Source organism: Streptomyces sp. NPDC006602 (genome assembly GCF_042870385.1).
Classification (GTDB): domain Bacteria; phylum Actinomycetota; class Actinomycetes; order Streptomycetales; family Streptomycetaceae; genus Streptomyces.
This window is the reverse complement of sequence record NZ_JBIAHG010000001.1, coordinates 721712-745484: the sequence shown is the minus strand read 5'-3', so window position 1 is coordinate 745484 and position 23773 is coordinate 721712. Positions and strand designations below refer to the sequence as shown.

The window sequence follows — 23773 nt, the reverse complement described above, 5'->3', positions numbered from 1 at the left end:
GAGGGTGGGGATACCTCCCGCGCGAGTGAATTCGAGCATGGGGGCGGGCGACCGCTGGCAGATCGAGGTCGACCGCTCCCTGTGCATCGGCTCGGCGCAGTGCGTCCACCACGCCCCGGACGGCTTCCGCCTCGACACGGGCCGCCAGTCCCACCCCGTCGACCCCGAGACCGACGCCAACGAGAAGATCCTCGCGGCGGCGGAGGGCTGCCCGGTCGAGGCGATCATGATCTCGCTGCTGGGGAGCGGGGAGCCGGTGTTCCCTCCGGAGGAATAGCGGCCGCGTACGGAGGAACAGTGGCCGCGTACGAGAGTCGCCGACCGCGCTAAAAAAATCATGGTTCAGGGGGTTTTGTCCCTGCGTGAATGTTCTATTCTGGGAAGTGGCCTACGGGACGAGTGAGGGAGTTCGACCGGAGTAGCCGACTTTGGCGAGACGCTTCGGCATCCGCCAGTGGCCGACGTCGACGGTCGGGCTGAGAGGCCGGAAGGCAGTGGTCGGGCCGGAAGGCGACCCCCAGCACCTGATCCGGGTAATACCGGCGAAGGGAACCCGTCTCGTAGGTTCTTCGCGTGCCTGGGGCCTGTCTAGGCCCGGCTCTCGCGCTCCGGGTCCGTCAGGTCGATCAGGCGGCACACCGTCTCGATGTCGATCTTCACCTGGGCGATCGAGGCACGGCCCGACAGCCAGGTGATCAGGGCCGAGTGCCAGGTGTGCTCGATGACACGGACCGCGGACAGCTGTTCCGGCGTCGGATTTTCCAGCCCCATCGCGTCCAGGACGATCACCGTGGTCTGTCGGGACACCTGGTCGACCTCGGGACTCACACTGCGGTCCGCGAACGTCAGCGCGCGGACCATCGCGTCCGCCAGATGCGGCTCCCGCTGCAGCGCCCTGAAGGCCCGCATCAACGTCTCCGCCACCCGCTCCGCCGCCGTCTCGCCCGTCGGCGGCTTCTTGCGCAGTGTGCCGTGCATGTGCTCCAACTGGTCCTGCATCGTGGCGACCAGCAGATGGATCTTCGAGGGGAAGTAGCGGTAGAGCGTGCCGAGCGCCACCTGCGAGGACTCCGCGACCTCCCGCATCTGGACCGCGTCGAAACCGCCCCGGCTGGCCAGTTGCGCGCTCGCGTGCAGGATGCGCCGACGGCGCGCCTCCTGCCGTTCGGTGAGCGGCGGCGAGTCGGACCGCGGGGTACTGGCATCCACCTGGGCCATCTGGTTCACCTTGGCTTCCGCAGGCATGGGTCCCGCTCCGTGACAGTCGGTGAAGGCAAGTGATCGCACAGCATGGCAGGAGCGCCGGTCGTGGCGTGAATCACCTGATCCACTGCTCACGGTGCCCCTACCTGCCGGTAGATTCAGAGCCTCTTGAACGATCAAGTCTGAAACTTGTTCTAGATTAGCGTCCCGGCGTAATCTCGCGGGACAGTGCAGGCAGAAGGGGGCCCAGAGTGACCGCTGAGGCCAGTCAGGCAGGGTCCTCCGAGGGACCGGCCGCTGACGGCGAGCGACCGCTCCGCATCGCACTCCTCACCTACAAAGGGAACCCGTTCTGCGGGGGTCAGGGCGTCTACGTACGGCACCTCTCCCGCGAACTGGCCCGCCTCGGCCACACCGTCGAGGTCATCGGCTCCCAGCCCTACCCCGTCCTCGACGAGGGCCACGACGACAGGCTGAGCCTCACCGAGTTGCCCAGCCTCGATCTCTACCGCCACCCCGACCCCTTCCGCACCCCGAAGCTCGGTGAGTACCGCGACTGGGTCGACGCCCTCGAAGTCGCGACGATGTGGACCGGTGGCTTTCCCGAGCCGCTCACCTTCTCCCTCCGCGCCCGCCGCCATCTGCGCGCCCGGCGCGGCGAGTTCGACGTCGTCCACGACAACCAGACGCTCGGCTACGGCCTGGTGGGCGACGTCGGCGCCCCGCTGATCACCACGATCCACCACCCCATCACCGTGGACCGCCAGTTGGAGCTGGACGCGGCACAGGGCCTGCGGCGCAGGTTCTCCGTACGGCGCTGGTACGGCTTCACGCGCATGCAGAAGCGAGTGGCGCGCCGTCTGCCGTCCGTCCTCACCGTCTCCGGCACGTCCCGCCGGGAGATAGTCGACCAACTCGGGGTACGCGACGACCGCATCCATGTCGTCCACATCGGCGCCGACACGGACCTGTTCTCGCCGGACCCCTCGGTGCCCGTCGTGCCGGGCCGGATCGTGACGACGTCCAGCGCCGACGTGCCGCTCAAGGGCCTGGTCTTCCTCGTCGAGGCGCTGGCGAAGGTACGCACCGAGCGCCCGGACGCCCACCTCGTCGTCGTCGGCAAGCGGCCCGAGGAAGGGCCCGTCGCCCGGGCCGTCGAGCGGTACGGCCTCGAAGGCGCCGTCGACTTCGTCAAGGGCATCTCGGACGCCGAACTCGTCGACCTGGTGCGCTCGGCGGAGGTCGCGTGCGTGCCGTCGCTGTACGAGGGCTTCTCCCTCCCGGCCGCAGAAGCGATGGCCACCGGAACGCCGCTGCTGGCCACGACCGGCGGCGCGATCCCCGAGGTCGCCGGCCGGGACGGAGAGACCTGCCTCGCCGTACATCCAGGAGACTCCGGGGCGTTGGCGGCCGGCCTGAGCCGTCTCCTGTCCGACCCGGAACTGCGCGCCCGGCTCGGCGCGGCCGGCCGCGAGCGCGTACTGGCCCGCTTCACCTGGGCCCGAGCCGCCGAGGGCACGGTGGCCCGCTACCGAGAGGCCCTGGCCGCACCCGCCGCCGGTGAAGCCGCCGCTCGGATCCGCTCCACGACCACGCCTCCCGGCCGCTCCGCGGCCCCAGAAGTTGCCGACGTCGAATCCGATCGCGAAAGCAGGGCCACGTGCTGACCGTCGACTTCTCCCGGTTCCCGCTCGCCCCGGGCGACCGTGTCCTGGACCTCGGCTGCGGTGCCGGCCGGCACGCGTTCGAGTGCTATCGCCGGGGCGCCCGGGTCGTGGCACTCGACCAGAACGCCGAGGAAATCCGCGAGGTCGCCAAGTGGTTCGCGGCGATGAAGGAGGCGGGGGAGGCCCCGGAGGGCGCCACCGCGACGGCGATGGAGGGCGACGCCCTGGCGCTGCCCTTCCCCGACGAGTCCTTCGACGTCGTCATCATCTCCGAGGTGATGGAACACATCCCGGACGACAAGGGCGTACTCGCCGAGATGGTACGGGTGTTGAAGCCCGGCGGCCGGATCGCGATCACCGTGCCGCGCTACGGCCCCGAGAAGGTCTGCTGGACGCTGTCCGAGGCCTACCACGAGGTCGAGGGCGGGCACATCCGCATCTACCGCGCGGACGAGTTGCTGGCGAGGATCCGCGAGGCCGGTCTGAAGCCGTACGGCACCCACCACGCCCACGCGCTGCACTCGCCGTACTGGTGGCTGAAGTGCGCGTTCGGCGTCGACAACGACAAGGCGCTGCCGGTGCGGGCGTACCACAAGCTGCTGGTCTGGGACATCATGAAGAAGCCGCTCGCGACCCGGGTCGCCGAGCAGGCGCTGAACCCGCTGATCGGCAAGAGCTTCGTGGCGTACGCGACGAAGCCGCACCTGCCACGTCTCTCCGAGCCCGAAGCAGGGATCGGGGCAGGGACCGAGGCAGGGACCGCAGCAGCACGCGAAGCCGAGACCGGCGTCAAGACCGAAGCCGAGGCGGCCACCAAGTGACCACCTCCCGGACAGAACACCTCGTCCTGCCCGGGGTCCTCACCGCCGAGGAGGCCGCCGCGACCGTCGCCGGCATCCTCGCCGTGCAGCGGGAGGACGGGGCGATCCCGTGGTTCCGCGGACACCACCTGGACCCCTGGGACCATGTCGAAGCCGCGATGGCCCTGGACGCGGCGGGCGAGCACGAGGCCGCCGAGCGGGCGTACAGGTGGCTGGCGCGACACCAGAACGAGGACGGCTCCTGGTACGCGGCGTACGCCGACGGGGCCTTCGACGACGTCCCCGACAAGGGCCGGGAGACGAACTTCGTCGCCTACATAGCCGTCGGCGTCTGGCACCACTACCTCTCCACCGGCGACGACACGTTCCTCGACAGCATGTGGCCGACGGTCTACGCGGCGATGGAGTTCGTCCTCCAACTGCAGCAGCCGGGCGGGCAGATCGGCTGGAAGCGTGAGGACGACGGCACGCAGACCGCGGACGCGCTGCTGACCGGCTCCTCCTCGATCCACCACGCGCTGCGCTGCGCGCTCGCGATCGCCGAGCAGCGCGAAGAGCCGCAGCCGGACTGGGAGTTGGCGGTGGGGGCGCTGCGGCACGCGATCCGCCGCCATCCGGAGCGGTTCCTCGACAAGGACCGCTACTCGATGGACTGGTACTACCCGGTGCTGGGCGGCGCGCTCACCGGCGCGGAGGCCAAGTCCCGTCTGGAGGCGGACTGGGAGCGCTTCGTCGTGCCCGGCCTCGGGGTGCGCTGCGTCGTGCCCAACCCGTGGGTCACGGGCGGCGAGTCGGCCGAACTCGCCCTCACACTCTGGGTGATGGGCGAGTCCGACCGCGCGCTGGAGATCCTCCAGTCGATACAGCACCTGCGGGACGCGGAGTCCGGCCTGTACTGGACGGGTTACGTCTTCAAGGACAAGGCCGTCTGGCCACGGGAACTGACCACCTGGACGGCCGGCTCCCTCCTCCTCGCGGTCTCCGCCCTAGGCGGCCACGAGGCGACCTGCACGGTATTCGCCGGCGACCGCCTGCCGAGGGGCCTCGACGCGGACTGCTGCGACTGAGTTCAGGCCGGGTCAGTGCCGGTGTACGCGGTTGGCGATGGCGTGGCCGACGAAGAGGTAGACGACCGCTGCGAGGCCGTAGCCCGCGACCACCCTGGCCCAGGCTTCGTCGAAGGTGAACAGGTCGTGGGACCAGCCGGCGAGCCAGCGGGCGACGTCATGGATGAACTGCACGAAGTCGTTCGCGCGGTTCGCGTCCAGCAGGTACATCAGGATCCACAGGCCCAGGATGAGGGCCATGACGTCGGCGACGACTGCGATGATCGTGCCGGCCTGATTGGCACCGTTGCGATATCGAGGGGACATGCCCATCGGGTTGCCGCTCAATCGTCGGTGAAACCTCAACATGCGCAGCCGGTCAGGTGTTGAGTTCGGCCAGTACCCGCAGCGTGTGCCGGTCCGGTGCCAGCGCCAGCAGGTCCGTCACCGGGCCCTTGCGCCACAACTCCAGCCGTTCCGCGATGCGTTCGCGCGGTCCGACGAGGGAGATCTCGTCGGCGAACGCGTCCGGCACGGCGAGCACGGCCTCCTCCCGGCGGCCGGCCAGGAACAGTTCCTGGATCCGTCGGGCCTGCTCCTCGTACCCCATGCGTGCCATCAGCTCGGCGTGGAAGTTGCGGGCCGCGTGTCCCATGCCGCCGATGTAGAAGCCGAGCATCGCCTTGACGGGGAGGAGGCCTTGGGCCACGTCGTCACAGACCTTCACCTGTGCCATGGGCGCGACGAGGAAGCCGTCGGGCAGTTCGCCCACCGCCTCCCCGTACACCTCGGGCCGGCTCGGAGACCAGTACAGCGGCAGCCAGCCGTCCGCGATCCGGATGGTCTGCGCCACGTTCTTCGGCCCCTCGGCGCCCAGCAGGACGGGCAGTCGGGAGCGGAGCGGGTGGGTGATGGGCTTGAGCGCCTTGCCGAGACCGGTGCCGTCGGCGCCCCGGTAGGGGTGGGAGTGGAAGCGGCCGTCCAGCTCGACCGGCGCCTGTCGCCTGAGGACCTGGCGTACGACGTCGACGTACTCGCGGGTCGCGGTCAGCGGCGACTTCGGGAACGGGCGGCCGTACCAGCCCTCGACGACCTGCGGGCCGGACAGCCCGAGCCCGAGCATCATGCGGCCACCGGAGAGGTGGTCCAGGGTGAGGGCGTGCATGGCGGTCGTGGTGGGGGAGCGGGCCGCCATCTGGGCCACCGCCGTGCCGAGTCTGATCCGGGAGGTCTGCGCGGCGATCCAGGTGAGCGGGGTGAACACGTCCGAGCCCCACGACTCGGCCGTCCACACGGAGTCGTAGCCGAGCCGCTCCGCCTCCTGCGCGAGCGGGACATGATCCGGGTCGGGGCCGCGGCCCCAGTATCCGAGGGCGAGCCCGAGCCGCATACCTGCCTCCTGACGAGTCGTCAGCCGAGGGGGCGACTGTACGACAACGGCCCCCCGCCCGGAAGGGGCGAGAGGCCGTACGTCGAAGAGCGGGAATCAGCCGCGCTGGATCCCCGACGTGTCCTGCAGCACGCCACGACGGCCGTCCTGCGTCTGCGCGACCAGCGCACCGCCGCGCTGCTCCACCGCCAGGTACCAGGTACCGGGCGCGAGTTCGGCGATCGGCGTCGGCGAGCCGTCCTCCCCGAACAGCGGCCGCGGCACCGGCACGGCGAACCAGAACGGCGAGAACTCCGGAGCCGACGGCTGGGGCTGCGCCTGCTGAGGCTGGGGCTGCGGCTGCGCGCCGAAGGCCTGGCCCGGCTGCGGCTGACCGCCGTACGGCGGCTGCTGGGCGCCGGGGTAGCCGTAACCGCCCTGGGGCTGGGCGCCGTAGGGCTGGGGGGCGGCCGGCTTGGGGGCCGGGATGAGGGCGGCCTGGAGGGCGGGGACCAGGGGGGTGGCGACGGCGCCACCGGCCAGCAGCAGCGCACCGATCAGGCCGAGGATGAGACCGACACCGGCGCCGATGTCCGCTCCGTCGAAACTGTCGCTGAACGCGCCCAGCGGATCGATGATCGTCCAGAACGAGGTCCACGCGGCGAAGATCGCCAGTGCGACACCCAGCTGCCCCAGGTCGAGACCGACGACCTTGCGCGGCTGCGGAAGCGCGCGGGCGACGACGATCAGGGCCGCCCCGACGATGCCACCGATGTACAGGCTCATCACCAGGCCGAGGTTTTCCCAGGCGTTGGGGATGTCGCCGCCACCGCTTTCGCTGGAGTACGTGTCGAGGAACGACGCGATGAACAGCAACACCGCTGCTCCGATCACCACGCCGTCGCCTCGAGTGAGGGAGCGGATATTCACTTCAGGGTCCTTCGTAGGTCGTCTCGTCGTCGGTAGAGGCGTCGCTGTCACCATGTCGCCGTCAGGCCCTGGTGTGAAGCGCGGGGGTGGCCCCTCATCGTAGGGACGACACTATCGTCCGCTCGAACAGGGTGTCCGCCCGGATCAGCACGCTGATCGCTACCCGCGCAAGAAACTCACCAATCCCTCAGAGATCCCTTGCGCCGCCTTCTGCCGCCAGGCACCACTGGTCAGCAGCGCCGCGTCCTTGCTATCGCGCATGTTGCCGCACTCGATGAACACCTTGGGAACCGTTGACAGATTGAGACCGCCCAGGTCCGTGCGGGTGTCGAGTCCGGTGCCGTCGCCGATGTAGTTGGAGGGCGCGCTGCCCGTGACGCGTACGAAGTTGCCCGCGATGCGCTCGCCGAGCTGACGGGAGGGGGCGACGATCGGGCGGGTGTCGGCGGCGCCCGCGTGCACGCTGCCCGGCAGGATGACGTGGAAGCCGCGGTTGCCGGCCGCCGAACCGTCCGCGTGGACCGAGACGACGGCGTCCGCGCGCGCGGTGTTGCCGATCCGGGCACGCTCGTCCACGCAGGGGCCGTAGGGCCGGTCGCCGTCCTGGGTCAGCTTCACCGTGGCGCCCTGCTCTTGGAGCAGTGTGCGCATCCGGTGGGCGACGTCGAGGCTGAACTTGGCTTCTTGGTACCCGGAGTTGGTGGACGTGCCCGTCGTGTCGCACTCCTTCCAGCTCGTGCCGATGTTCACCTTGCGGTTGATCTCGGCCGTGTGCTGGAAGTTGCCCGGATTGTGGCCGGGGTCGATGACGATCACCTTGCCCTTGAGGGGGCCGGAGGCGGCGGGCGCGGAGGCGGCGGGTGCCGAGGCGGTGGAGGCCGGGTTCGGGCTCGGCTGCTTGGCGTCGTCGGCGGCGGAGGTCGTCGGCGCGGATGTCTTCGGGGAGGCCAAGGCGCTCGACGACGCGGGCGTGCCGACCGCCCCCGCCGATCCTCCGTCGGATCCGCCCACCGCCTCGTACGCCACCCATCCGAGCAACGCGCCCGGCACGAGCGCGGCGACCGCGACGGTCACGGGGCCGCGCCTGGGGCGGCGGGGCTGGGAAGGTTCGAAGTCCGGGCCTACGTACGACACGACAGTCACCTTACGGTCCCGCCACGTGCTCCGCGGGGAGCCCCGCGCGACCCCGCGACGTGCCGCGGCCGAGGGATCAGATCCCGGCGCCCGTCCGCCGCAGTACCCGCAGCGAGTCCGTCGCCGAGACCTCCCTGAAGGCGCCGGAGGCGAGGGCCCGCAGGTACACGCGGTACGGGGCCTGGCCGGTGAACTCGTCGGCCGGGTCCGGGAACACGTCGTGGATGACGAGCAGGCCGCCCTCGGCGACATGGGGCGCCCAGCCCTCATAGTCGGCGTTCGCGTGCTCGTCGGTGTGGCCGCCGTCGATGAACACCAGCCCGAGGGGGGTGCCCCAGACCTTCGCGACCTGCGGCGAGCGGCCGACCAGGGCCACGACGTGCTCCTCCAGTCCGGCGCGGTGCAGCGTGCGGCGGAAGGTCGGCAGGGTGTCCATCAGGCCGATCTCCGCGTCAACCGTCTCCGGGTCGTGGTACTGCCAGCCCGGCTGCTGCTCCTCGCTGCCCCGGTGGTGGTCGACCGTCAGCGCGACGACCCCGGCCTCGCGGGCCGCGTCGGCGAGCAGGATCGTGGAGCGCCCGCAGTACGTTCCGACCTCGAGGAGCGGCAGCCCGAGACTCCCCGCCTGGACGGCCGCCGCGTACAGGGCGAGGCCCTCACCGGCGGGCATGAACCCCTTCGCGGCCTCGAAGGCGGCCAGGATCTCGGGCTTGGGTGCCGCGGTCATGGGCGGGGCCTTCCGGTCGTACGAGTCTCTGGGCGCCCCATGCTGCCGTACCCCCTGGTCGGCGGGCGACCAGGGGGTACGGCGGGGATGCGTCAGGGTGCGTCGGAGATGTCTAGCTTGTTCACCGGGTCGGGGCGTCAGGGGGTGACGACCTTCTCGCCCGGCAGCGCCAGGTCCAGGTCCACCGGCCGGTCGTCGCCCGCGTGGGTCGCGGCCGAGGCCAGCGGGCCGTGGCCGGTGGCGCGGGCGGCCAGGACGTAGGCGCCCTGGGCGGGGACGGCGAGGGTGTAGGTGCCGTCCCCGGAGGAGAGGGTCGCGCCCGCCTGGCGGCCGCGGTGGTCGATCAGGGTGACCTTGGCGCGGGCCACGGGAGTGCCCGTGGCGTCCAGGACCCGGCCCCGGAAGCCGCGCAGGACCTCCTCGGCGCGCTCGAGCACCGCGTCCTCCTCGCTGCTCGCGCGCAGCTGCGGCTTGGTCGCCGGGCGGTTGCGGGGCAGGAGAAGGGCCATCAGGAGGCCGATCGCCACCGCGCCCGTCGCGATCAGGAAGGAGACGCGGAAGCCGTGCATGGTCGGGATCGCGACACCGTTCACGTCGTTCGCGGTGTTGGCGAGGACCATGCCGATGACGGCGCTGGAGACCGACGTACCGATGGAACGCATCAGGGTGTTCAGGCCGTTCGCCGCGCCCGTCTCCGAGGCCGGGACCGCGCCGACGATCAGCGCGGGCAGGGAGGAGTAGGCGAGACCGATGCCCGCGCCGAGGACGACCGCGATGACGAGGCTCTGCCAGGCGGCGCTCATCAGGCCGAGGCCGGCGCCGTAGCCGATCGCGATGATCAGCATGCCGAGGATCAGGGTGACCTTGGGGCCGTACTTGGCGGACAGTCGGGCGTAGACGGGGGCCGTGACCATCATGGTCAGGCCGAGCGGTGCCACGAGCAGGCCGGCGACGACCATGGACTGGCCGAGGCCGTAGCCGGTGGACTTGGGCAGCTGGAGGAGCTGGGGAAGGACCAGCGAGACGACGTAGAACGAGACGCCGACCATGATCGAGGCGAGGTTGGTGAAGAGCACCGCCGGGCGGGCCGTGGTGCGCAGGTCCACCAGGGGAGCCTTGACGCGCAGCTCCATCACGCCCCACAGGAGGAGTACGACGGCGGACGCGCCGAACAGGCCGAGCGTGGTCGCGGACGTCCAGCCCCAGTCGCTGCCCTTGGTGATCGGCAGGAGGAAGAGGACGAGGCCGGCGGAGAGGCCGATCGCGCCCAGGACGTCGAAGGTGCCCTTGGCGCGCAGCGGCGACTCGGGTACGACGAGGAGGGTGAGCGCGATGGCCAGGGCGCCGACGCCGGCGGCGCCGTAGAAGAGGACGTGCCAGTCGGCGTGCTGCGCGACCAGGGCCGCGGCGGGCAGGGCGAGGCCGCCGCCGACGCCGATCGAGGAGCTCATCAGGGCCATCGCCGAGCCGAGCTTCTCGCGGGGCAGCATGTCGCGCATCAGGCCGATGCCGAGCGGTATGGCACCCATCGCGAAGCCCTGGAGCGTACGGCCCGCGATCATCGTGAGCAGCTCGCTGGTGAGGGCGCTCACCAGGGCGCCGACCACCATCACCGAGAGGCTGAAGATCAGCATGCGCCGCTTGCCGTAGAGGTCGCCGAGGCGGCCCATGATCGGCGTGGCGACGGCGCCGGAGAGCAGGGTCGAGGTCAGCACCCAGGTGGCGTTGCTCGGCTGGGTGTCCAGCAGCTGCGGCAGGTCCTTGATGACCGGGACGAGCAGGGTCTGCATCACCGCGACCACGATGCCGGCGAAGGCGAGCACCGGGACGACGGCCCCGCTCGCTCTGCGTACGGGCTGGTCGGTCGACGTGTGCGTCATGGGGTGGGGCCTCCGGGCCGGCGAGTCAGGTGGTTCCGTGCGGATATGTGGCGGGTGCGTACGCGGGATACGTGCACAGTGAACCCCGTCCGCCTGGGCAACTATTCCGGTGCTTTGGCTCACTAACGATTTCTTTATCTTCTCTTGGGGAAGTAGCCCCGGTCTTGAGGAAGGGGGCTCGGATGGACGGCCTGCGCGGCGGGGCCTAGGTCGAAATCCCGATGCAAGGACCGTCTGCCGGTTGAGAACATGACAGGCATGCTCGGAGCCGCTGACGTCACCCGCATGTCCCGCCGCCGCATCGCGCCGCCGACCTGGCTGGTCGTGGCGCTCGCGTGTGCCGGACAGTTCCTGGTCGTGCTCGACGTGTCCGTCGTGAACGTGGCACTGCCGTCGATGCGGACCGACCTGGGGCTGAGCGAGCAGGGGCTCCAGTGGGTCGTCAACGCCTACGTCATCGCCTTCGCCGGGTTCATGCTGCTCGGCGGGCGGGCCGGGGACCTGTACGGGCGCAAGCGGATGTTCCTGGTCGGGCTCGCCCTGTTCACGCTGGCCTCGTTGGGCGGCGGGCTCGCGCAGGAGGGTCCGGAGCTGCTGGTGGCGCGGGCCGTGCAGGGGCTGGGGGCGGCGGTGCTCGCGCCGTCGACGCTCACCATCCTCACGTCCGCCGTGCCGGAGGGGGCGGCGCGGGCGCGGGCCATCGCGACCTGGACGGCGGTGGGCGCGGGCGGCGGGGCCGCGGGCGGGCTCGTCGGCGGGGCGCTCGTGGACGGGCTGTCGTGGCGGTGGGTTCTGCTGATCAACGTGCCCGTCGGGGCGGTGGTGCTCGCCGGAGCCACGAGGTGGTTGGCGGAGAGCCGGAACGGGGACGGGCGGCGGCTCGACCTGCCGGGCGCGGTGCTGGTCACGGCGGGGCTCGCCACCCTCGCGTACGGGATCTCGCAGACGGAGGGCGAGGGGTGGACGGCGCCGGTTACGGTCGTGCCGCTGGCCGCCGGCCTTGCCCTGATCGCGCTCTTCCTGGTCGTCGAGGCGCGTACGGCGGCCCCGCTGATTCCGCTCGGACTGTTCCGGGTGCGGGCCGTGTCGTCGGCGAACGCCGCGATGTTCCTGTGCGGCTCCGCGATGTTCTGCATGTGGTTCTTCATGACGCTGTACACGCAGAACGTGCTCGGCTACACGCCCCTGGAGGCCGGCCTGGCGCTGGTGCCGAGCTCCCTCGCCGTGCTCCTCGGCTCCAAGGCGGCGCCCCGCTTCATGCCGGTGCTCGGCGCGCGCAACGTCGCCACGCTCGGGACGGTGGTGGCGGCGGTGGGCTTCGGCTGGCAGTCGGCGATGACGCCCGAGGGGGCGTACCTGACCGAGATCATGTTCCCCGGGATCCTGATGATGCTGGGCGCCGGGCTGACGGCGACCCCGCTCGCCGCGCTCGCCACGTCGGGGGCCGCGCCGGGAGAGGCCGGGCTGGTGTCGGGGCTGATCAACACCTCGCGCACCATGGGCGGTTCACTGGGGCTCGCCGTCATGTCGACGATCGCGGCGGCGCGCACGGCGGGGAGCGCTACGCCGGGGGCGCTGACGGAGGGGTACGCGCTGGTGTTTCGTACGGGGACCGGGGTGCTGCTCGCTGGTGCGGTGCTGATGTGGGTGTGGCTGCCGCGGAGAATTCCCGCGAAGTGAGGCAACGGTTCCGACCGCCCATGGACTCCTTCAGACATCTAGGAGGTGCCCATGGGGGATCGCAAGCAGGCTCGGGACACGGAGTTCCAGAGCTTCGTCATCGGCCGCTGGCCACGGCTGATGGGGACGGCATTTCTCCTCACGGGGGAGCAGCACGCCGCGGAGGACCTGGTCCAGTCGACGCTCGAGAAGGTCTATGTGGCCTGGCGCAGGGTCGGCTCGGCGGACGACCCGGAGGCGTATGTACGGCGCGTGATGATCAACGCCCACGCGCGCAAACACCGCAGAAGACTGCGGGAGTTCCTGGCGCCGAAGGACGATTCGGGCCTGGTGCGCGAGGTGGCCGACACCGGTGACCGCATCGCCCAGGCCGACGACCGCAACGCCTTGCTGAAGGCGCTGGCCCAACTGCCGGCGCGGCAGCGGGAGGCGGTGGTCCTGCGGTACTGGGAGGACCTCACCGAGACACAGACGGCTCAGGCCATGGGCTGTTCCGTCGGCGCGGTGAAGAGCAACGGCGCCAAGGGGATCGCGAAGCTCCGCGCCATACCGGGACTGGCGGACATGGTGACGAGCGGGGGAGGGCGTAAGTGATGAGCGCGAACCGGGAAGCGGGCCACGACATGACGGACAGGGACATCACCCTCCTGCTGGCCGACGCCGCGGACGGGGTCGAGGTCGGCATAGCCCCCACTCAGGCGATGATCCGCGGCGGCAGACGGCGCAGGGCGCGGCGCTGGGCGGTGGCGACGGCGGCGGCCGTGGCGATCGTCGGGTCGACGGGGACGATGGCCCTCGCGGGGCTGGCGGGCGGGGACGGCCACGGCGGGCAGCCGGCGGCCACGCAGCCGACGACGCGACTGCCGGACACGTTCGAGTACAAGCCGCACCGCACCGAACTGGCGACCGGGATCGAGGGCGGAAGGGACTGGCGGGTCTTCGTCGACGTGTGGGACGCGCCGCGCGACGAGGCGCAGGCACAGGCGCAGTTGACCGCGATGAGCGAGTACAAGGAGTGGCCCCCGGACGTAAGCACGGCCTCCGACCTGGTCGGCAAGAGCGCCTACTTCGTGAACCGCAGCTACGGCGAGGAGAGTGCGGTCGTGATGGAGAACGCGGTGCCCAAGGGGGGCACCCAGGCGGGCACGGACCTGGACGCCGGCGCCATCGGGCTGAAGCCCGGCTCGAAGGACTCGCGCCTCGTGATCGGCCGGATCGCCAAGACCGCCCAACAGGTCACCTGCTACTGGAAGGACGGCACGAGCACCGACCTGCACAGGGTCGCGGCGAACACCCATGTCGACAACGTGCTCCCGCAGGGCATCAGGTCGGCCGAGGGCTCCCCGGACGGCTGGTTCGCGTGCCTAGCGCCCGAGGGCACGGCCTTCAAGTCGGTGAAGGTGACGAAGTAGGGGGAGGGGAGGCGAGGGCGGGGAGCCGGGAAAAGCTTCCGTCGGCGTCACCGGGAACGGTGCCTGTAGGCCCTCGCACAGGGTGCCGCAGGCATTTCCCCCCGACCCTGGAGTGGCGGCCCATGGGCTCCCGCGCCGGCCCCGCACACACCGGCTGACGGCATCCACCGAACCCCCACCCGCACCCGCTCACCTGGGCTTTCCGCCTGCCCGAAGCTACGATCCCCGGACTCGGAAGGGGGCCCGGATGGACCGGAACATTCGCACCGTTGACGACGTACTCAGGCTCCTGGACGGACTGTTCGCACCGGACGCCGACCGGTGGACGGACCGGGGCGCATCCTGGTGGGACGGTTTCTACGCGGACCCGTCCAGGCCAGTGCCGTTCTTCGTGTCGAAGCCGGACGAGAACCTGGTGTCGTACCTCGACCGTGGCCTCCTCCCCAGCGGCCGCGCCCTCGACCTGGGGTGTGGTCTCGGCCGCAACACGCTTCACCTCGCGGCGCGCGGCTTCGAGGTGGACGCCGTGGACCTGTCGTCGGCGGCCATCGCCCGGGCGCAGGAGCGGGCTCGCGAGGCGGGGGCCGGAGCCCGGTTCCACCGCGGGGACGCCTTCGCCCTCGCCGGTACGGAACTGGCGGGACCGTACGACCTCGTGTACGACTCCGGCTGCTTCCACCACCTGCCGCCGCACCGGCGTGTCAGTTACCTGGACCTCCTCGACCGGATCCTGGCGCCCGGCGGCCACTTCGCCCTCACCTGCTTCGCGGCCGGAGGAATGGGATCGGAGCTGTCCGACGCCGACTTCTACCGTCAGGCGGGTCTGCAGGGCGGTCTCGCCTACACGCCCGAGTCCCTGCGCCGGATCTTCTCGGAACTCACGGAGGTCGAACTCCGCCGCATGCACGACGAACCGGCCGAGTCCCCGTACTTCGGGGAGGACTTTCTTTGGACGGCGTTGTTCAGACGGGAGTCGAACGGGAGTAAGACCCTCGACCCGACCTGATCGGGGTCCTGGAGCGACCCCTACAGCCACCCCTGCTGCCGGGCCTCCCGCAGCGCCTCCGTGCGGTTGCGGGTGCCTGTCTTGCCGATGGCGGAGGAGAGGTAGTTGCGGACCGTGGACTCCGAGAGGTGGAGCTTGGTGGCGATGTCGGCGACCGTCGCGCCGTCCGTCGAGGCGTTGAGGACGTCGCACTCGCGGGCCGTGAGGGGGTTGGGGCCTGCGCTGAGTGCGGCCGCGGCGAGCGCCGGGTCGATGACGGTCTCGCCGGTCAGTACGCGGCGGATCGCGGCGGCGAGGTCCTCCACAGGGCCGTCCTTGACGAGGAAGCCCGCGGCTCCGGCCTCCATGGCCCGGCGAAGGTAGCCGGGCCGGCCGAAGGTGGTGAGGATCAGCACGCGGCAGTCGGGTGCCTCGTCGCGGAGTCGGGCGGCGGCGTCCAGGCCGCTCATCCCGGGCAGTTCGATGTCGAGGAGGGCCACGTCGGGGCGGTGCGTCAGAGCCGCGTCCACGATGGCGTCACCGGCCGCCACCTGGGCCACGACCTCGATGTCCGCCTCCATCCCGAGCAAAAGGGCGAGTGCCCCGCGCAGCATCCCCTGGTCCTCGGCGAGCAGGACCCTGATGGATCTGGCGGCCCGGTGGTCGCGCGGCATCTCGTTCACCACCTAAGGGTAGGGCTCGGGGGGCGGCCGGGACCTGCACGGCGGCAGCGGCTGTATGTCGACCGCGACCTGCGGCGGTTCTACCGGCTCAGGGATGAGGCGCCCGCCGCGCCGGACGGTCATGGGGCCGACGTACGCCCCTCGCCGACCGTCCCCGTCAACTCCGCCGAATCCACCGGCGGTACCGCCGAATCCACCGGCGGTACCGCCGAATCCACCGGCGGTACCGCCGAATCCACCGGCGGTACCGCCGAATCCACCGGCGGTACCGCCGAACCCACCCGCAGTACCGCCGAACCCACCGGCAGTTCCGCCGTCACCACGAACCCGCCCCGCGCCCCCGCCCCCGAACCCGAACCCGAACCCGGACCAGGACCCGCCTCCAACGACCCGCCCGCCGCAGCGAGCCGCTCCCTCAGCCCCTTCAGCCCCGTGCCGCCGATCCGCGGGGCGGCGGCGAGTGGTTCCCCTGAGGCGGACACGGAGACGGAGGCGGACGACCCGCGGCCGTCGTCCGTGATGCGCAGGCGAGCCCGTTCCGGCGTGCTCTCCACGGCGATCTCGCACCGCGTCGCCCCGCTGTGCCGTACGGCGTTGGTCACCGCCTCGCGGACCACCCAGCCCAGCAGCACCTCGGTCTGGGCGGCGAGGGGCGGGCCGCAGCGGAGGACCACGGGTTCGATGCCCGCGGCCGGCAGCACCGAGCGGGCCCGGTCGAGTTCGGTACCGAGGCTGCCCTCGCGGTAGCCGGTCACCGCCTCGCGGATCTCGGTCAGCGCCTGCCGGCCGACGGACTCGATGTCGGTGATCTGGTCCAGCGCCGCCGTCAGGTCGCGGTCGGCCAGCCGGCGGGCCGCCTCCGCCTTCACCACGATCACCGACATGGTGTGCCCGAGCAGGTCGTGCAGATCGCGGGAGAAGCGCAGCCGCTCCTCCTCGACGGCACGCCGGGCCAGCTGCTCGCGGGCCGCGGTCAGCTCCCGTACGGCTTCGGAGAGGGAGAGGATCGCCGCCGTCACCATCGTCGAGATCCAGGTCGCGTACGCGGTGTCGAGGCCGCCCCAGCCCTCGCGGGTGACGGACACCGCGCCGGCGAGTACGGCCACGACCGCGCCGGCCCAGCGCAGCTGCGGCATCCGCACGACGGCGCCCGTCGCGAGGCCGAGCAGGGGGAAGAACAGCAGCCAGTTGCCGCCGTACCCGATGGCCAGAGCGCAGGTCACCAGGCCCATCAGCACCAGCGCCACCCGCGTCGAGGTGGCCTCCCGTGTCTCCTTCAGGAACGCGCGGAACGCCACGTAGACGTAGAGGGAGTTGAAGGTGAGCAGACCGAGGCCGCCGATCCAGGGGTTCGAGGCCTCGCCCTGGAAGAGGTTGGAGAGGGAGCCCATTCCCAGCAGCAGCCAGGGCAGCAGGGTGAAGCCGCTGGGGGCCGGGCCTCGGTGCTCGGAAACCAGGCCGGCCTTCCGGGCGGCCTTGCACTCTGCCTTGCGTCGGACCTTGTTGTCAGGCATGACCACGACGCTACGCACCGGACGGCCCGCCCGGCAGATGCGCTTGTACGGACCGTGGCAGGACAAATGTCATGGATACCGCTCGCCGATCCCCTCGCCGATCCCCGACCTGACACCCCGTCAGGAGCCTTCACAAGTGCCGACCGCTGGGCTATACAGGGGTCGCCGGACTGGAACGCGTTCTAGGTCGGCCCCGTGTCGACCTCGGTGCGGCCGACGGTGCGGACGGCCGTACCGAGGTCTCTGAGCCCTCAGGAGCAGGGAGCCCCATGCCCATCGACGCAGCCAAGGCCCTGGCGGCCGAGCCTCGTTCCGGCGAGATCGCCTGGAATGCCAAGGACGTCCAGCTCTACCACCTCGGCATCGGCGCGGCCGCGAATCCTGACAAGCACAGCCCCGCCACGGACCCCGACGAACTGCGCTACACCCTGGAGTCCCGGCTGCACGTCCTGCCGAGCTTCGCCACCGTCGCGGGTGCCGGCTCGCCCGGGGTGATCAGCGGTCTGTCCATGCCCGGCGTCGAGGTCGACCTGGCCCGTGTCCTGCACGGCGGCCAGAGCCTGGAGATCCACCGCCCCCTCCCCGTCGAGGGCAGGGCCACCGCGACCTCCCGCATCGCCGCCGTGTACGACAAGGGCAAGGCGGCCGTCCTGGTGATGCGCACCGAGGTCGCCGACGCCCACGGCCCGCTGTGGACCAACGACGCCCAGATCTTCGTACGAGGGGAAGGCGGCTGGGGCGGCGACCGCGGCCCCTCCGCCCTCCCCCACTCTCGGCTCCGCTCGAGCGGGGGGACCCCCACCGAACCGGTCGACGGCGAGCCCGACCGGATCGTCGAGCGGCCGATCCGCGAGGACCAGGCCCTCCTCTACCGCCTCTCCGGCGACTGGAACCCGCTGCACGCCGACCCGGAGTTCGCCAAGGTCGCCGGGTTCGAACGGCCCATCCTGCACGGACTGTGCACCTACGGCATCACGCTCAAGGCGGTCGTCGACACGCTCCTGGGCGGGGACGTGACCCGGGTGCGCGGGTACGCCACCCGGTTCGCCGGGGTCGTGTACCCGGGGGAGACGCTGCGGATCCGCATGTGGCGACGGGACGGCGAGATCCGCGTGGCCGTGAGTGCCGTCGAGCGGGATGACGCGCCCGTCCTCGCCGACACCATCGTCCAACACTCCTGAGTCAGCCACTCCTGAGTCAGCCAGCTTTGAGGGGAGCCGCACCATGCGCGCAGCCGTACTGCACGAGATCGGCCAGGACAAGCTGGAGGTCCTCGACGACGTCGAGGCGGTGGGTTTCGGCCCCGGCAGGGCGAGGATCCGGGTGCGGGCCACCGGGCTGTGCCACTCGGACCTGTCCGCGATGGGCGGCGTACTGCCGCAGCCGGCGCCGTTCGTGCCCGGGCACGAGGGCGCGGGGGAGATCCTCGAAGTGGGCGAGGGTGTCAGCCACTTGAAGCCCGGCGACCGGGTCGTCGTCTGCTGGCTGCCCGCCTGCGGCGTCTGTCCCGCCTGCAAGCGCGGCCAGACCGAACTGTGCCTGGCCGGGTTCATGAACGCGGGCACCCCCAACTTCCGGCGCCCCGGCGGTGATCTCTTCGGCTTCGCCGGTACCGGCACCTTCGCCGAGGAGGTCGTGGTCGACGCCGGCTGCGCGGTGCCGATACCCGACGACGTTCCCTTCGACATCGCCGCGCTCATCGGCTGCGGGGTGACCACGGGCCTGGGCGCCGCCCTCAACACCGCGGACGTGGAGGCCGGTTCGTCGGTCGCCGTCATCGGCTGCGGCGGGGTCGGCATCTCCGCCATCCAGGGCGCGCGCCTCAAGGGCGCCGCCGAGATCGTCGCGGTCGACCCGGTCGCCTCGCGCCGCGAGTCCGCGCTCAAGTTCGGCGCGACCAGGGCCGTCTCGCCCGACGAGCTGGCCGACGCCAAACAGCAGGTCACCGCCGGTGAGGGCTTCGACTACGTCTTCGAGGTCGTCGGCCGTTCCGCCACCGCCCGCACGGCGTACGACACGACCCGGCGCGGTGGCACCCTGGTCGTCGTCGGCGCGGGCGCCATGGACGACTTCCTCCAGCTCAACATGTTCGAGCTGTTCTTCGACGAGAAGCGGATCCTGCCGTCCATGTACGGCGGCGGGGACGTCCTGCGTTCCTACGAGCGGACCATCGCCCTGTGGCGGGCCGGCCGCGTCGACCTGGACGGCCTGATCACCCACCGGGTGCCGCTGAGCGAGATCAACGAGGCACTCGACCAGATGCGGACGGGGACGGCCCTCCGCACCTGCATCGAGATCTGAGGCCCCCTGATGCCACTGCCTCTCGAGGGACTCTCCGCGATCGTCACCGGCGCGGGTCGCGGCCTCGGCCGGGCCGAGGCGCTGGAACTGGCCCGGCTCGGCGCGGCCGTCGTCGTCAACGACTACGGGCAGCCCGGCCGGGACGGCTCGGGCGAGGCGTCGGCCGGTCCCGCCGAGGAGGTCGCCGCCGAGATCCGCGCGGCGGGCGGCAGGGCGCTCGCCCACACCGGGGACGTCTCCGACTTCCGACAGGCCGGGGAACTGGTCGAGTCGGCGACCGGCGAGTTCGGCCGACTGGACATCCTGGTCAACAACGCCGGCATCCTGCGCGACCGCATGATCTTCTCCATGACCGAGGACGAGTGGGACGCGGTGATCCGCGTCCACCTCAAGGGCCACTTCAACACCACCCACTTCGCGGCCGTGCACTGGCGCGAGCGGTCCAAGGCGGCCGGTCGGCCGGTGTACGGGCGGATCGTGAACACGTCGTCGGAGGCGTTCCTCGCGGGATCCGCCGGACAGCCCAACTACGCGGCGGCGAAAGGGGGAATCGTCGGTCTCACCACGTCGACGGCCCTCGCACTCGCCAAGTACGGCGTCACCGCCAACGCCATCTGCCCGCGCGCCCGCACCCGGATGACCGAGGACGTCTTCGCCGGTCTCGAGCGCCCCGCCGACGCCCTGGACCCGCTCGCCCCCGAGCATGTCGCCCCGCTCGTCGGGTACTTGGCCTCGCCTGCTGCCGCCCGGGTCAACGGCCAGCTGATCGTCGTACACGGCGGCATGGTGGCGATCGTCGAACGACCGCGTGTGGCCGCGAAGTTCGACAGCAAGCAGGAGACTTTCACGTACGACGAGTTGGACGCGCTGCTCACGCCGCACTACACGGAACGGCCGGACGGGGAGACGTTCGCGGCGGCCGAAGTGCTGGGCCTGAAACGGGAGTAGACGCGGAACGGCCCCGCCCCTTCACGTTCACGCGAGGGGCGGGGCCGTACGTCGTTCAGGTCGTAGCTCAGGCTGCCGACTCGGTCTGCTCGACCGGCTTGCGGTGACGGCCGCGGGGGACCGTCTGAGCCGTTTCGCTGTCGTGCTGTACCGAGACCGGACCCCGGTGCCGGCCGTGGCCGGTGGACTCCTGGACGTCGGCAGTGTGCTGGTTCTTGCTGGCGTCACTCATCGGAAGGAACTCACCCCGTCAACATGATCTTTTGCTCACAGCCGGGCGAGTTTAACCGGGCGCCCGCGGCCCGAATCCAGGCGGCCACGCGAACCGCCACTACTTCGTTACAAGACGCCCCAACGGCGCTTCCTGAAGCGGCACAGGACGGGGCGCGCCGAGGGCCGCAGGATCCGGGTCCGGTTCCTCCGGCTCGTCCGACGCCGTGTCCGACCCGGGCCCCGTAGCCGTTCCGTCCCGGACCGGGCCCGCCGCCCCCGCGTCCCCCGCGTCCCCCGCGTCCCCCGAGGGCGCCGTCACCCGCGCCACCCCGCACGGCGCCTCGGCCGTCGAGTACGGCAGGTGGAGCACCCCGTCCCCGGTCCACCGGCCCGCCCCCGCCAACCACCCCTCGGGTGCCGGGAGATGGTCCATCCGGCGCTGGGCGGGCCGCCACACGCCGACCCAGCTGCCGACCTGACCGTCGAGCCGCAGCGCCACCGCGCAGCTCTCCGGCATCAGCATCTGCCCGGGCTGGATCGCGAACGGCGTGACCGTGCAGTCGGGCACCCGCAGGCACTCCGGGAAGCGCACCGGAAGCGTGCTGCCCAGCACCCCCCAGCCCAGCCGGTCCTGCCCCGGGGAGGGCGCATCGGAGCGGATCAGCAGCAGTCCGCTGTCCGGGTCGGCGAGCAGCAGCCGGTCGTCGCTGTCCGCGGCGATCTGGAGCAGCGGCGAGACCTCGCCGCCGCGCTCCAGGTCGACCACGACGGCCTTCGTCCGGCCGCCGACCTCCCGGTCAAGGGCCAGCATCCGTCCCGCAGCGTCCAGCCACACCCCGCCCGCACAGCGCCCCGGGATCTCGGCGAGGTGCTCGGGACCGAAGGCGCCGCCCGCCACCAGCCACACCGCGCTGGAGTGCCGGGCCACGGCGAGGGCGTACGCCTTGTCGCCCCCCGGCGCGGGGGGCAGCAGCCGCAGACGGGTGCCCTCGCCCGGGCACTCCACCGCGCCCAGCGGCAGCTCGCCGGTGCCGGGGTCGGTCGGGTACAGCAGCGAGAAGAAATGCCGTCCGTCCGCCGACCGCCGGATGAGGACCCGTCCGTCGCCCATCGGCTGCACCTCGGTGCCGGGCTCCTCGGGCTGGTTGCCGGGCAGCGGCACCGCGTACGGTTCGGGGCCGTCCAGCGTCCAGCGCTCCGGGTACCAGGAGTCGCCGTCCAGCGTGAGGCGGGCCGCATAGGCGCCGTCCGCCGTGATGGTGCACTCCGGCCGCGCGGCACCATCCGAGTCGTCCGCCGCGGGCTCGATCGCACAGACCGTCATCGTCTGGTCACCTCCAGCGACGAAGCTAGTTTTTATACGCACGAACGTGGGACCGGCAGGCGGTCACTTCACACAAAGGGATGGCCCAGGAACGATTCTCCTGAGGAATCCGGGGCGACTGTGCTGGCGGGGCGAGCGGCGAGACGCGGCCCGGTGTCCGGCCCGGTGCCCGGTGCCTGCCTGGTGCGGTGTCCGGTGCCGTCGCTGGTGCGGTCGCCGGTTCAGCAGGGGAGAACAGCCAGGTAGCCTTTCCCCGTGCCCCGTCTGTCTGAAGTCATCACCGCGCTGGAGAACCTGTGGCCCGCCGCGCGGGCCGAGTCCTGGGACGCGGTCGGCACCGTCGTGGGCGACCCCGACCAGGAGGTCACGCGGGTCCTCTTCGCCGTCGACCCGGTCCAGGGGATCGTCGACGAGGCGCTGAAGCTGGGCGCCGACCTGCTGGTCACCCACCACCCCCTCTATCTGCGCGGCACGACGACGGTCGCGGCCTCCACCTTCAAGGGCCGCGTCGTGCACACGCTGATCAAGAACGACATCGCGCTGCACGTCGCCCACACCAACGCGGACAAGGCGGACCCGGGCGTCTCCGACGCCCTCGCCGGCGCGCTCGACCTTCGCGTCGTACGCCCCCTGGTGCCGGACCCCACCGACCCCGACGGCCGCCGGGGCCTCGGCCGGATCTGCGAACTCGACCACCCGCTGTCCTTGCGGGACTTCGCCGCCCGCGCCGCCGAACGCCTGCCCGCGACCGCGCAGGGCATCCGCGTGGCCGGCGACCCCGAGGCCGTGGTCCGCACGGTCGCCGTGAGCGGCGGCTCCGGCGACAGCCTGTTCGACGACGTCCGCGCGGCCGGCGTCGACGCCTTCCTCACCGCGGACCTGCGCCACCACCCGGCGTCCGAGTTCATGGCGGATCACGCCCACAGTCCCCTCGCGCTGCTCGACGCGGCGCACTGGGCCACCGAATGGCCCTGGTGCGAGCTGGCCGCCGCCCAGCTCGACGAGATTTCCGACCGCAAGGGATGGGACCTCCGCGTCCACGTCTCCAAGACGGTCACCGACCCCTGGACCGCCCACGCGGCGCCCGCCCACCCGTCGCCCGCCACCACCCCTCCAACGAGCGCTTCGCGCGCCCCCTCTTCTTCCACCGAAACACTGGGAGCCCCCAACTGAACGCCGCGCCCGCCGACCAGATTCGCCTGCTCGACCTCCAGGACCTCGACGTCCGTCTCCAGCAGCTCGCGCACAAGCGGAGGTCGCTGCCCGAGCACGCCGAGATCGAGTCGCTGACCAAGGACCTGACCCAGCTGCGCGACCTCCTCGTCGCCGCGCAGACCGAGGAGAGCGACACCGCCCGCGAGCAGATCAAGGCCGAGCAGGACGTGGACCAGGTGCGCCAGCGCGCCTCCCGCGACCAGCAGCGCCTGGACTCCGGCGCGGTCACCTCGCCGAAGGACCTGGAGAACCTCCAGCGGGAGATCGTCTCCCTCGCCAAGCGCCAGGGCGACCTGGAGGACGTCGTCCTCGAAATCATGGAGCGCCGGGAGTCCGCGCAGGAGCGGGCCGCCGAGCTGACCGAGCGGGTCGCCTCCGTCGAGTCGAAGATCGACGACGCCACCGCCCGCCGGGACGCGGCCTTCGAGTCCCTCGACGCCGAGGCGGCGACGGCGACGAAGGAGCGCGAGGTCATCGCCGGCTCCATCCCCGCGGATCTCCTGAAGCTCTACGACAAGCTGCGCGCCCAGCAGGGCGGCGTCGGCGCGGCCAAGCTGTACCAGCGCACCTGCCAGGGCTGCCGCCAGGAGCTGGCGATCACCGACTTCAACGAGGTCCGTGCGGCGGCGCCCGACACGGTCGTCCGCTGCGAGAACTGCGGCCGCATCCTGGTGCGGACGTCCGAGTCGGGTCTCTAGGGCCACGGTAATTCGGTAAGGGG

General features: G+C 71.5%; 24 protein-coding genes and 1 riboswitch. Of the genes, 13 read left to right on the top strand and 11 right to left on the bottom strand.

The genetic code is table 11. From position 1 onward, the window contains the following. Positions 1–37: 37 nt before the first annotated feature. The gene (locus ACFYO2_RS03425; RefSeq protein ID WP_388343348.1) at positions 38–277 is read left to right on the top strand and encodes a ferredoxin; all 240 of its coding nucleotides are present in this window, start codon (positions 38–40) and stop codon (positions 275–277) included. A 114-nt stretch (positions 278–391) separates the two neighbouring features. Beyond that, positions 392–568, top strand: a riboswitch (TPP riboswitch). 20 nt (positions 569–588) lie between these two features. On the opposite strand, the gene ACFYO2_RS03420 is transcribed toward ACFYO2_RS03425, so the two are convergent. Continuing rightward, positions 589–1245, bottom strand: a complete 657-nt coding sequence (locus ACFYO2_RS03420) for a TetR family transcriptional regulator (protein ID WP_388343346.1) — start codon at positions 1243–1245, stop codon at positions 589–591. Between the two features lie 209 nt (positions 1246–1454). Here ACFYO2_RS03420 and ACFYO2_RS03415 point away from each other — a divergent pair, with 209 nt between their 5' ends. Genes ACFYO2_RS03415 through ACFYO2_RS03405 form a run of 3 tightly spaced genes read left to right on the top strand, consistent with a single transcriptional unit; the run spans position 1455 to position 4758 of the window. Further along, positions 1455–2870: a glycosyltransferase family 4 protein gene (locus tag ACFYO2_RS03415; RefSeq protein WP_388343343.1), complete on the top strand. Its 1416-nt coding sequence runs from the start codon at positions 1455–1457 to the stop codon at positions 2868–2870. Continuing rightward, positions 2864–3691: a methyltransferase domain-containing protein gene (locus tag ACFYO2_RS03410; RefSeq protein WP_388343340.1), complete on the top strand. Its 828-nt coding sequence runs from the start codon at positions 2864–2866 to the stop codon at positions 3689–3691. Before ACFYO2_RS03415 ends, ACFYO2_RS03410 begins: the two co-directional genes overlap by 7 nt. Beyond that, positions 3688–4758 carry a prenyltransferase/squalene oxidase repeat-containing protein gene (locus ACFYO2_RS03405; RefSeq protein ID WP_388343338.1) on the top strand — a complete coding sequence of 357 codons (1071 nt, stop codon included), beginning with the start codon at positions 3688–3690 and terminating at the stop codon, positions 4756–4758. The genes ACFYO2_RS03410 and ACFYO2_RS03405 overlap by 4 nt, the downstream gene beginning before the upstream one ends. Before the next feature lie 12 nt (positions 4759–4770). Here the strand turns inward: ACFYO2_RS03405 and ACFYO2_RS03400 are convergent, their stop codons facing one another. The 6 genes from ACFYO2_RS03400 to ACFYO2_RS03375 form a co-directional block, all read right to left on the bottom strand. Beyond that, complete coding sequence (locus ACFYO2_RS03400; RefSeq protein ID WP_030040281.1) at positions 4771–5064, bottom strand: hypothetical protein; 294 nt, start codon at positions 5062–5064, stop codon at positions 4771–4773. Between the two features lie 52 nt (positions 5065–5116). Next, positions 5117–6127, bottom strand: a complete 1011-nt coding sequence (locus ACFYO2_RS03395) for an LLM class F420-dependent oxidoreductase (RefSeq protein ID WP_388343335.1) — start codon at positions 6125–6127, stop codon at positions 5117–5119. A gap of 96 nt (positions 6128–6223) precedes the next feature. Next, the gene (locus ACFYO2_RS03390; RefSeq protein WP_388343333.1) at positions 6224–7036 is read right to left on the bottom strand and encodes a hypothetical protein; all 813 of its coding nucleotides are present in this window, start codon (positions 7034–7036) and stop codon (positions 6224–6226) included. Positions 7037–7195: 159 nt separating this feature from the next. Continuing rightward, a complete protein-coding gene (locus tag ACFYO2_RS03385; protein ID WP_388343331.1) occupies positions 7196–8170 on the bottom strand; it encodes an N-acetylmuramoyl-L-alanine amidase in 975 nt (324 codons plus the stop codon). A gap of 76 nt (positions 8171–8246) precedes the next feature. Then, on the bottom strand, positions 8247–8897 hold the full coding sequence (locus ACFYO2_RS03380; protein WP_388343329.1) for a class I SAM-dependent methyltransferase: 651 nt from the start codon (positions 8895–8897) through the stop codon (positions 8247–8249). A gap of 137 nt (positions 8898–9034) precedes the next feature. Beyond that, positions 9035–10777: an MFS transporter gene (locus tag ACFYO2_RS03375; RefSeq protein WP_388343326.1), complete on the bottom strand. Its 1743-nt coding sequence runs from the start codon at positions 10775–10777 to the stop codon at positions 9035–9037. A gap of 258 nt (positions 10778–11035) precedes the next feature. On the opposite strand from ACFYO2_RS03375, the gene ACFYO2_RS03370 reads away from it, so the two are divergent. From ACFYO2_RS03370 to ACFYO2_RS03355, 4 genes are all read left to right on the top strand, one after another. Continuing rightward, positions 11036–12457 carry an MFS transporter gene (locus ACFYO2_RS03370; protein WP_388343323.1) on the top strand — a complete coding sequence of 474 codons (1422 nt, stop codon included), beginning with the start codon at positions 11036–11038 and terminating at the stop codon, positions 12455–12457. Positions 12458–12508: 51 nt separating this feature from the next. Continuing rightward, positions 12509–13051 carry a SigE family RNA polymerase sigma factor gene (locus ACFYO2_RS03365; RefSeq protein ID WP_388343321.1) on the top strand — a complete coding sequence of 181 codons (543 nt, stop codon included), beginning with the start codon at positions 12509–12511 and terminating at the stop codon, positions 13049–13051. Next, positions 13051–13869 (top strand): hypothetical protein, encoded by an 819-nt coding sequence (locus tag ACFYO2_RS03360; protein WP_388343319.1) that lies wholly within the window; start codon positions 13051–13053, stop codon positions 13867–13869. The genes ACFYO2_RS03365 and ACFYO2_RS03360 overlap by 1 nt, the downstream gene beginning before the upstream one ends. 247 nt (positions 13870–14116) lie before the next feature. Beyond that, a complete protein-coding gene (locus ACFYO2_RS03355; protein WP_388343316.1) occupies positions 14117–14875 on the top strand; it encodes a class I SAM-dependent methyltransferase in 759 nt (252 codons plus the stop codon). Positions 14876–14895: 20 nt separating this feature from the next. On the opposite strand, the gene ACFYO2_RS03350 is transcribed toward ACFYO2_RS03355, so the two are convergent. Further along, a complete protein-coding gene (locus tag ACFYO2_RS03350) occupies positions 14896–15528 on the bottom strand; it encodes a response regulator (protein ID WP_388343977.1) in 633 nt (210 codons plus the stop codon). Positions 15529–15656: 128 nt separating this feature from the next. Beyond that, positions 15657–17051 carry a histidine kinase gene (locus tag ACFYO2_RS03345; protein ID WP_388343314.1) on the bottom strand — a complete coding sequence of 465 codons (1395 nt, stop codon included), beginning with the start codon at positions 17049–17051 and terminating at the stop codon, positions 15657–15659. A gap of 269 nt (positions 17052–17320) precedes the next feature. Between ACFYO2_RS03345 and ACFYO2_RS03340 the strand changes: the two genes are divergently transcribed. Genes ACFYO2_RS03340 through ACFYO2_RS03330 form a run of 3 tightly spaced genes read left to right on the top strand, consistent with a single transcriptional unit; the run spans position 17321 to position 20300 of the window. Beyond that, positions 17321–18232, top strand: coding sequence for a MaoC/PaaZ C-terminal domain-containing protein (locus tag ACFYO2_RS03340; RefSeq protein WP_388343311.1), 912 nt, complete (start codon positions 17321–17323; stop codon positions 18230–18232). A 43-nt stretch (positions 18233–18275) separates the two neighbouring features. Beyond that, positions 18276–19352, top strand: coding sequence for a Zn-dependent alcohol dehydrogenase (locus ACFYO2_RS03335; RefSeq protein WP_388343308.1), 1077 nt, complete (start codon positions 18276–18278; stop codon positions 19350–19352). Between the two features lie 9 nt (positions 19353–19361). Beyond that, positions 19362–20300: a 3-oxoacyl-ACP reductase gene (locus ACFYO2_RS03330; RefSeq protein ID WP_388343305.1), complete on the top strand. Its 939-nt coding sequence runs from the start codon at positions 19362–19364 to the stop codon at positions 20298–20300. Between the two features lie 67 nt (positions 20301–20367). On the opposite strand, the gene ACFYO2_RS03325 is transcribed toward ACFYO2_RS03330, so the two are convergent. Together ACFYO2_RS03325 and ACFYO2_RS03320 are read right to left on the bottom strand one after the other, a co-directional pair. Then, positions 20368–20532: a hypothetical protein gene (locus tag ACFYO2_RS03325; protein WP_388343303.1), complete on the bottom strand. Its 165-nt coding sequence runs from the start codon at positions 20530–20532 to the stop codon at positions 20368–20370. Between the two features lie 99 nt (positions 20533–20631). Further along, positions 20632–21837, bottom strand: coding sequence for a hypothetical protein (locus ACFYO2_RS03320; RefSeq protein ID WP_388343300.1), 1206 nt, complete (start codon positions 21835–21837; stop codon positions 20632–20634). A 255-nt stretch (positions 21838–22092) separates the two neighbouring features. Here ACFYO2_RS03320 and ACFYO2_RS03315 point away from each other — a divergent pair, with 255 nt between their 5' ends. Beyond that, on the top strand, positions 22093–23010 hold the full coding sequence (locus tag ACFYO2_RS03315; RefSeq protein WP_388343297.1) for a Nif3-like dinuclear metal center hexameric protein: 918 nt from the start codon (positions 22093–22095) through the stop codon (positions 23008–23010). Beyond that, positions 23007–23750 carry a zinc ribbon domain-containing protein gene (locus tag ACFYO2_RS03310; RefSeq protein ID WP_388343975.1) on the top strand — a complete coding sequence of 248 codons (744 nt, stop codon included), beginning with the start codon at positions 23007–23009 and terminating at the stop codon, positions 23748–23750. The genes ACFYO2_RS03315 and ACFYO2_RS03310 overlap by 4 nt, the downstream gene beginning before the upstream one ends. Positions 23751–23773: the final 23 nt, after the last annotated feature.

What these genes read in the sequence shown, in the direction of transcription:
- ACFYO2_RS03380 (WP_388343329.1), bottom strand. Translation starts at nt 8,897, where the DNA reads ATGACCGCGGCACCCAAGCCCGAGATCCTGGCCGCCTTCGAGGCCGCG.
- ACFYO2_RS03355 (WP_388343316.1), top strand. Translation starts at nt 14,117, where the DNA reads ATGGACCGGAACATTCGCACCGTTGACGACGTACTCAGGCTCCTGGAC.
- ACFYO2_RS03400 (WP_030040281.1), bottom strand. Translation starts at nt 5,064, where the DNA reads ATGTCCCCTCGATATCGCAACGGTGCCAATCAGGCCGGCACGATCATC.
- ACFYO2_RS03365 (WP_388343321.1), top strand. Translation starts at nt 12,509, where the DNA reads ATGGGGGATCGCAAGCAGGCTCGGGACACGGAGTTCCAGAGCTTCGTC.
- ACFYO2_RS03330 (WP_388343305.1), top strand. Translation starts at nt 19,362, where the DNA reads ATGCCACTGCCTCTCGAGGGACTCTCCGCGATCGTCACCGGCGCGGGT.
- ACFYO2_RS03335 (WP_388343308.1), top strand. Translation starts at nt 18,276, where the DNA reads ATGCGCGCAGCCGTACTGCACGAGATCGGCCAGGACAAGCTGGAGGTC.
- ACFYO2_RS03395 (WP_388343335.1), bottom strand. Translation starts at nt 6,127, where the DNA reads ATGCGGCTCGGGCTCGCCCTCGGATACTGGGGCCGCGGCCCCGACCCG.
- ACFYO2_RS03375 (WP_388343326.1), bottom strand. Translation starts at nt 10,777, where the DNA reads ATGACGCACACGTCGACCGACCAGCCCGTACGCAGAGCGAGCGGGGCC.
- ACFYO2_RS03345 (WP_388343314.1), bottom strand. Translation starts at nt 17,051, where the DNA reads ATGCCTGACAACAAGGTCCGACGCAAGGCAGAGTGCAAGGCCGCCCGG.
- ACFYO2_RS03425 (WP_388343348.1), top strand. Translation starts at nt 38, where the DNA reads ATGGGGGCGGGCGACCGCTGGCAGATCGAGGTCGACCGCTCCCTGTGC.
- ACFYO2_RS03360 (WP_388343319.1), top strand. Translation starts at nt 13,051, where the DNA reads ATGAGCGCGAACCGGGAAGCGGGCCACGACATGACGGACAGGGACATC.
- ACFYO2_RS03350 (WP_388343977.1), bottom strand. Translation starts at nt 15,528, where the DNA reads ATGCCGCGCGACCACCGGGCCGCCAGATCCATCAGGGTCCTGCTCGCC.
- ACFYO2_RS03420 (WP_388343346.1), bottom strand. Translation starts at nt 1,245, where the DNA reads ATGCCTGCGGAAGCCAAGGTGAACCAGATGGCCCAGGTGGATGCCAGT.
- ACFYO2_RS03320 (WP_388343300.1), bottom strand. Translation starts at nt 21,837, where the DNA reads ATGACGGTCTGTGCGATCGAGCCCGCGGCGGACGACTCGGATGGTGCC.
- ACFYO2_RS03340 (WP_388343311.1), top strand. Translation starts at nt 17,321, where the DNA reads ATGCCCATCGACGCAGCCAAGGCCCTGGCGGCCGAGCCTCGTTCCGGC.
- ACFYO2_RS03325 (WP_388343303.1), bottom strand. Translation starts at nt 20,532, where the DNA reads ATGAGTGACGCCAGCAAGAACCAGCACACTGCCGACGTCCAGGAGTCC.
- ACFYO2_RS03370 (WP_388343323.1), top strand. Translation starts at nt 11,036, where the DNA reads ATGCTCGGAGCCGCTGACGTCACCCGCATGTCCCGCCGCCGCATCGCG.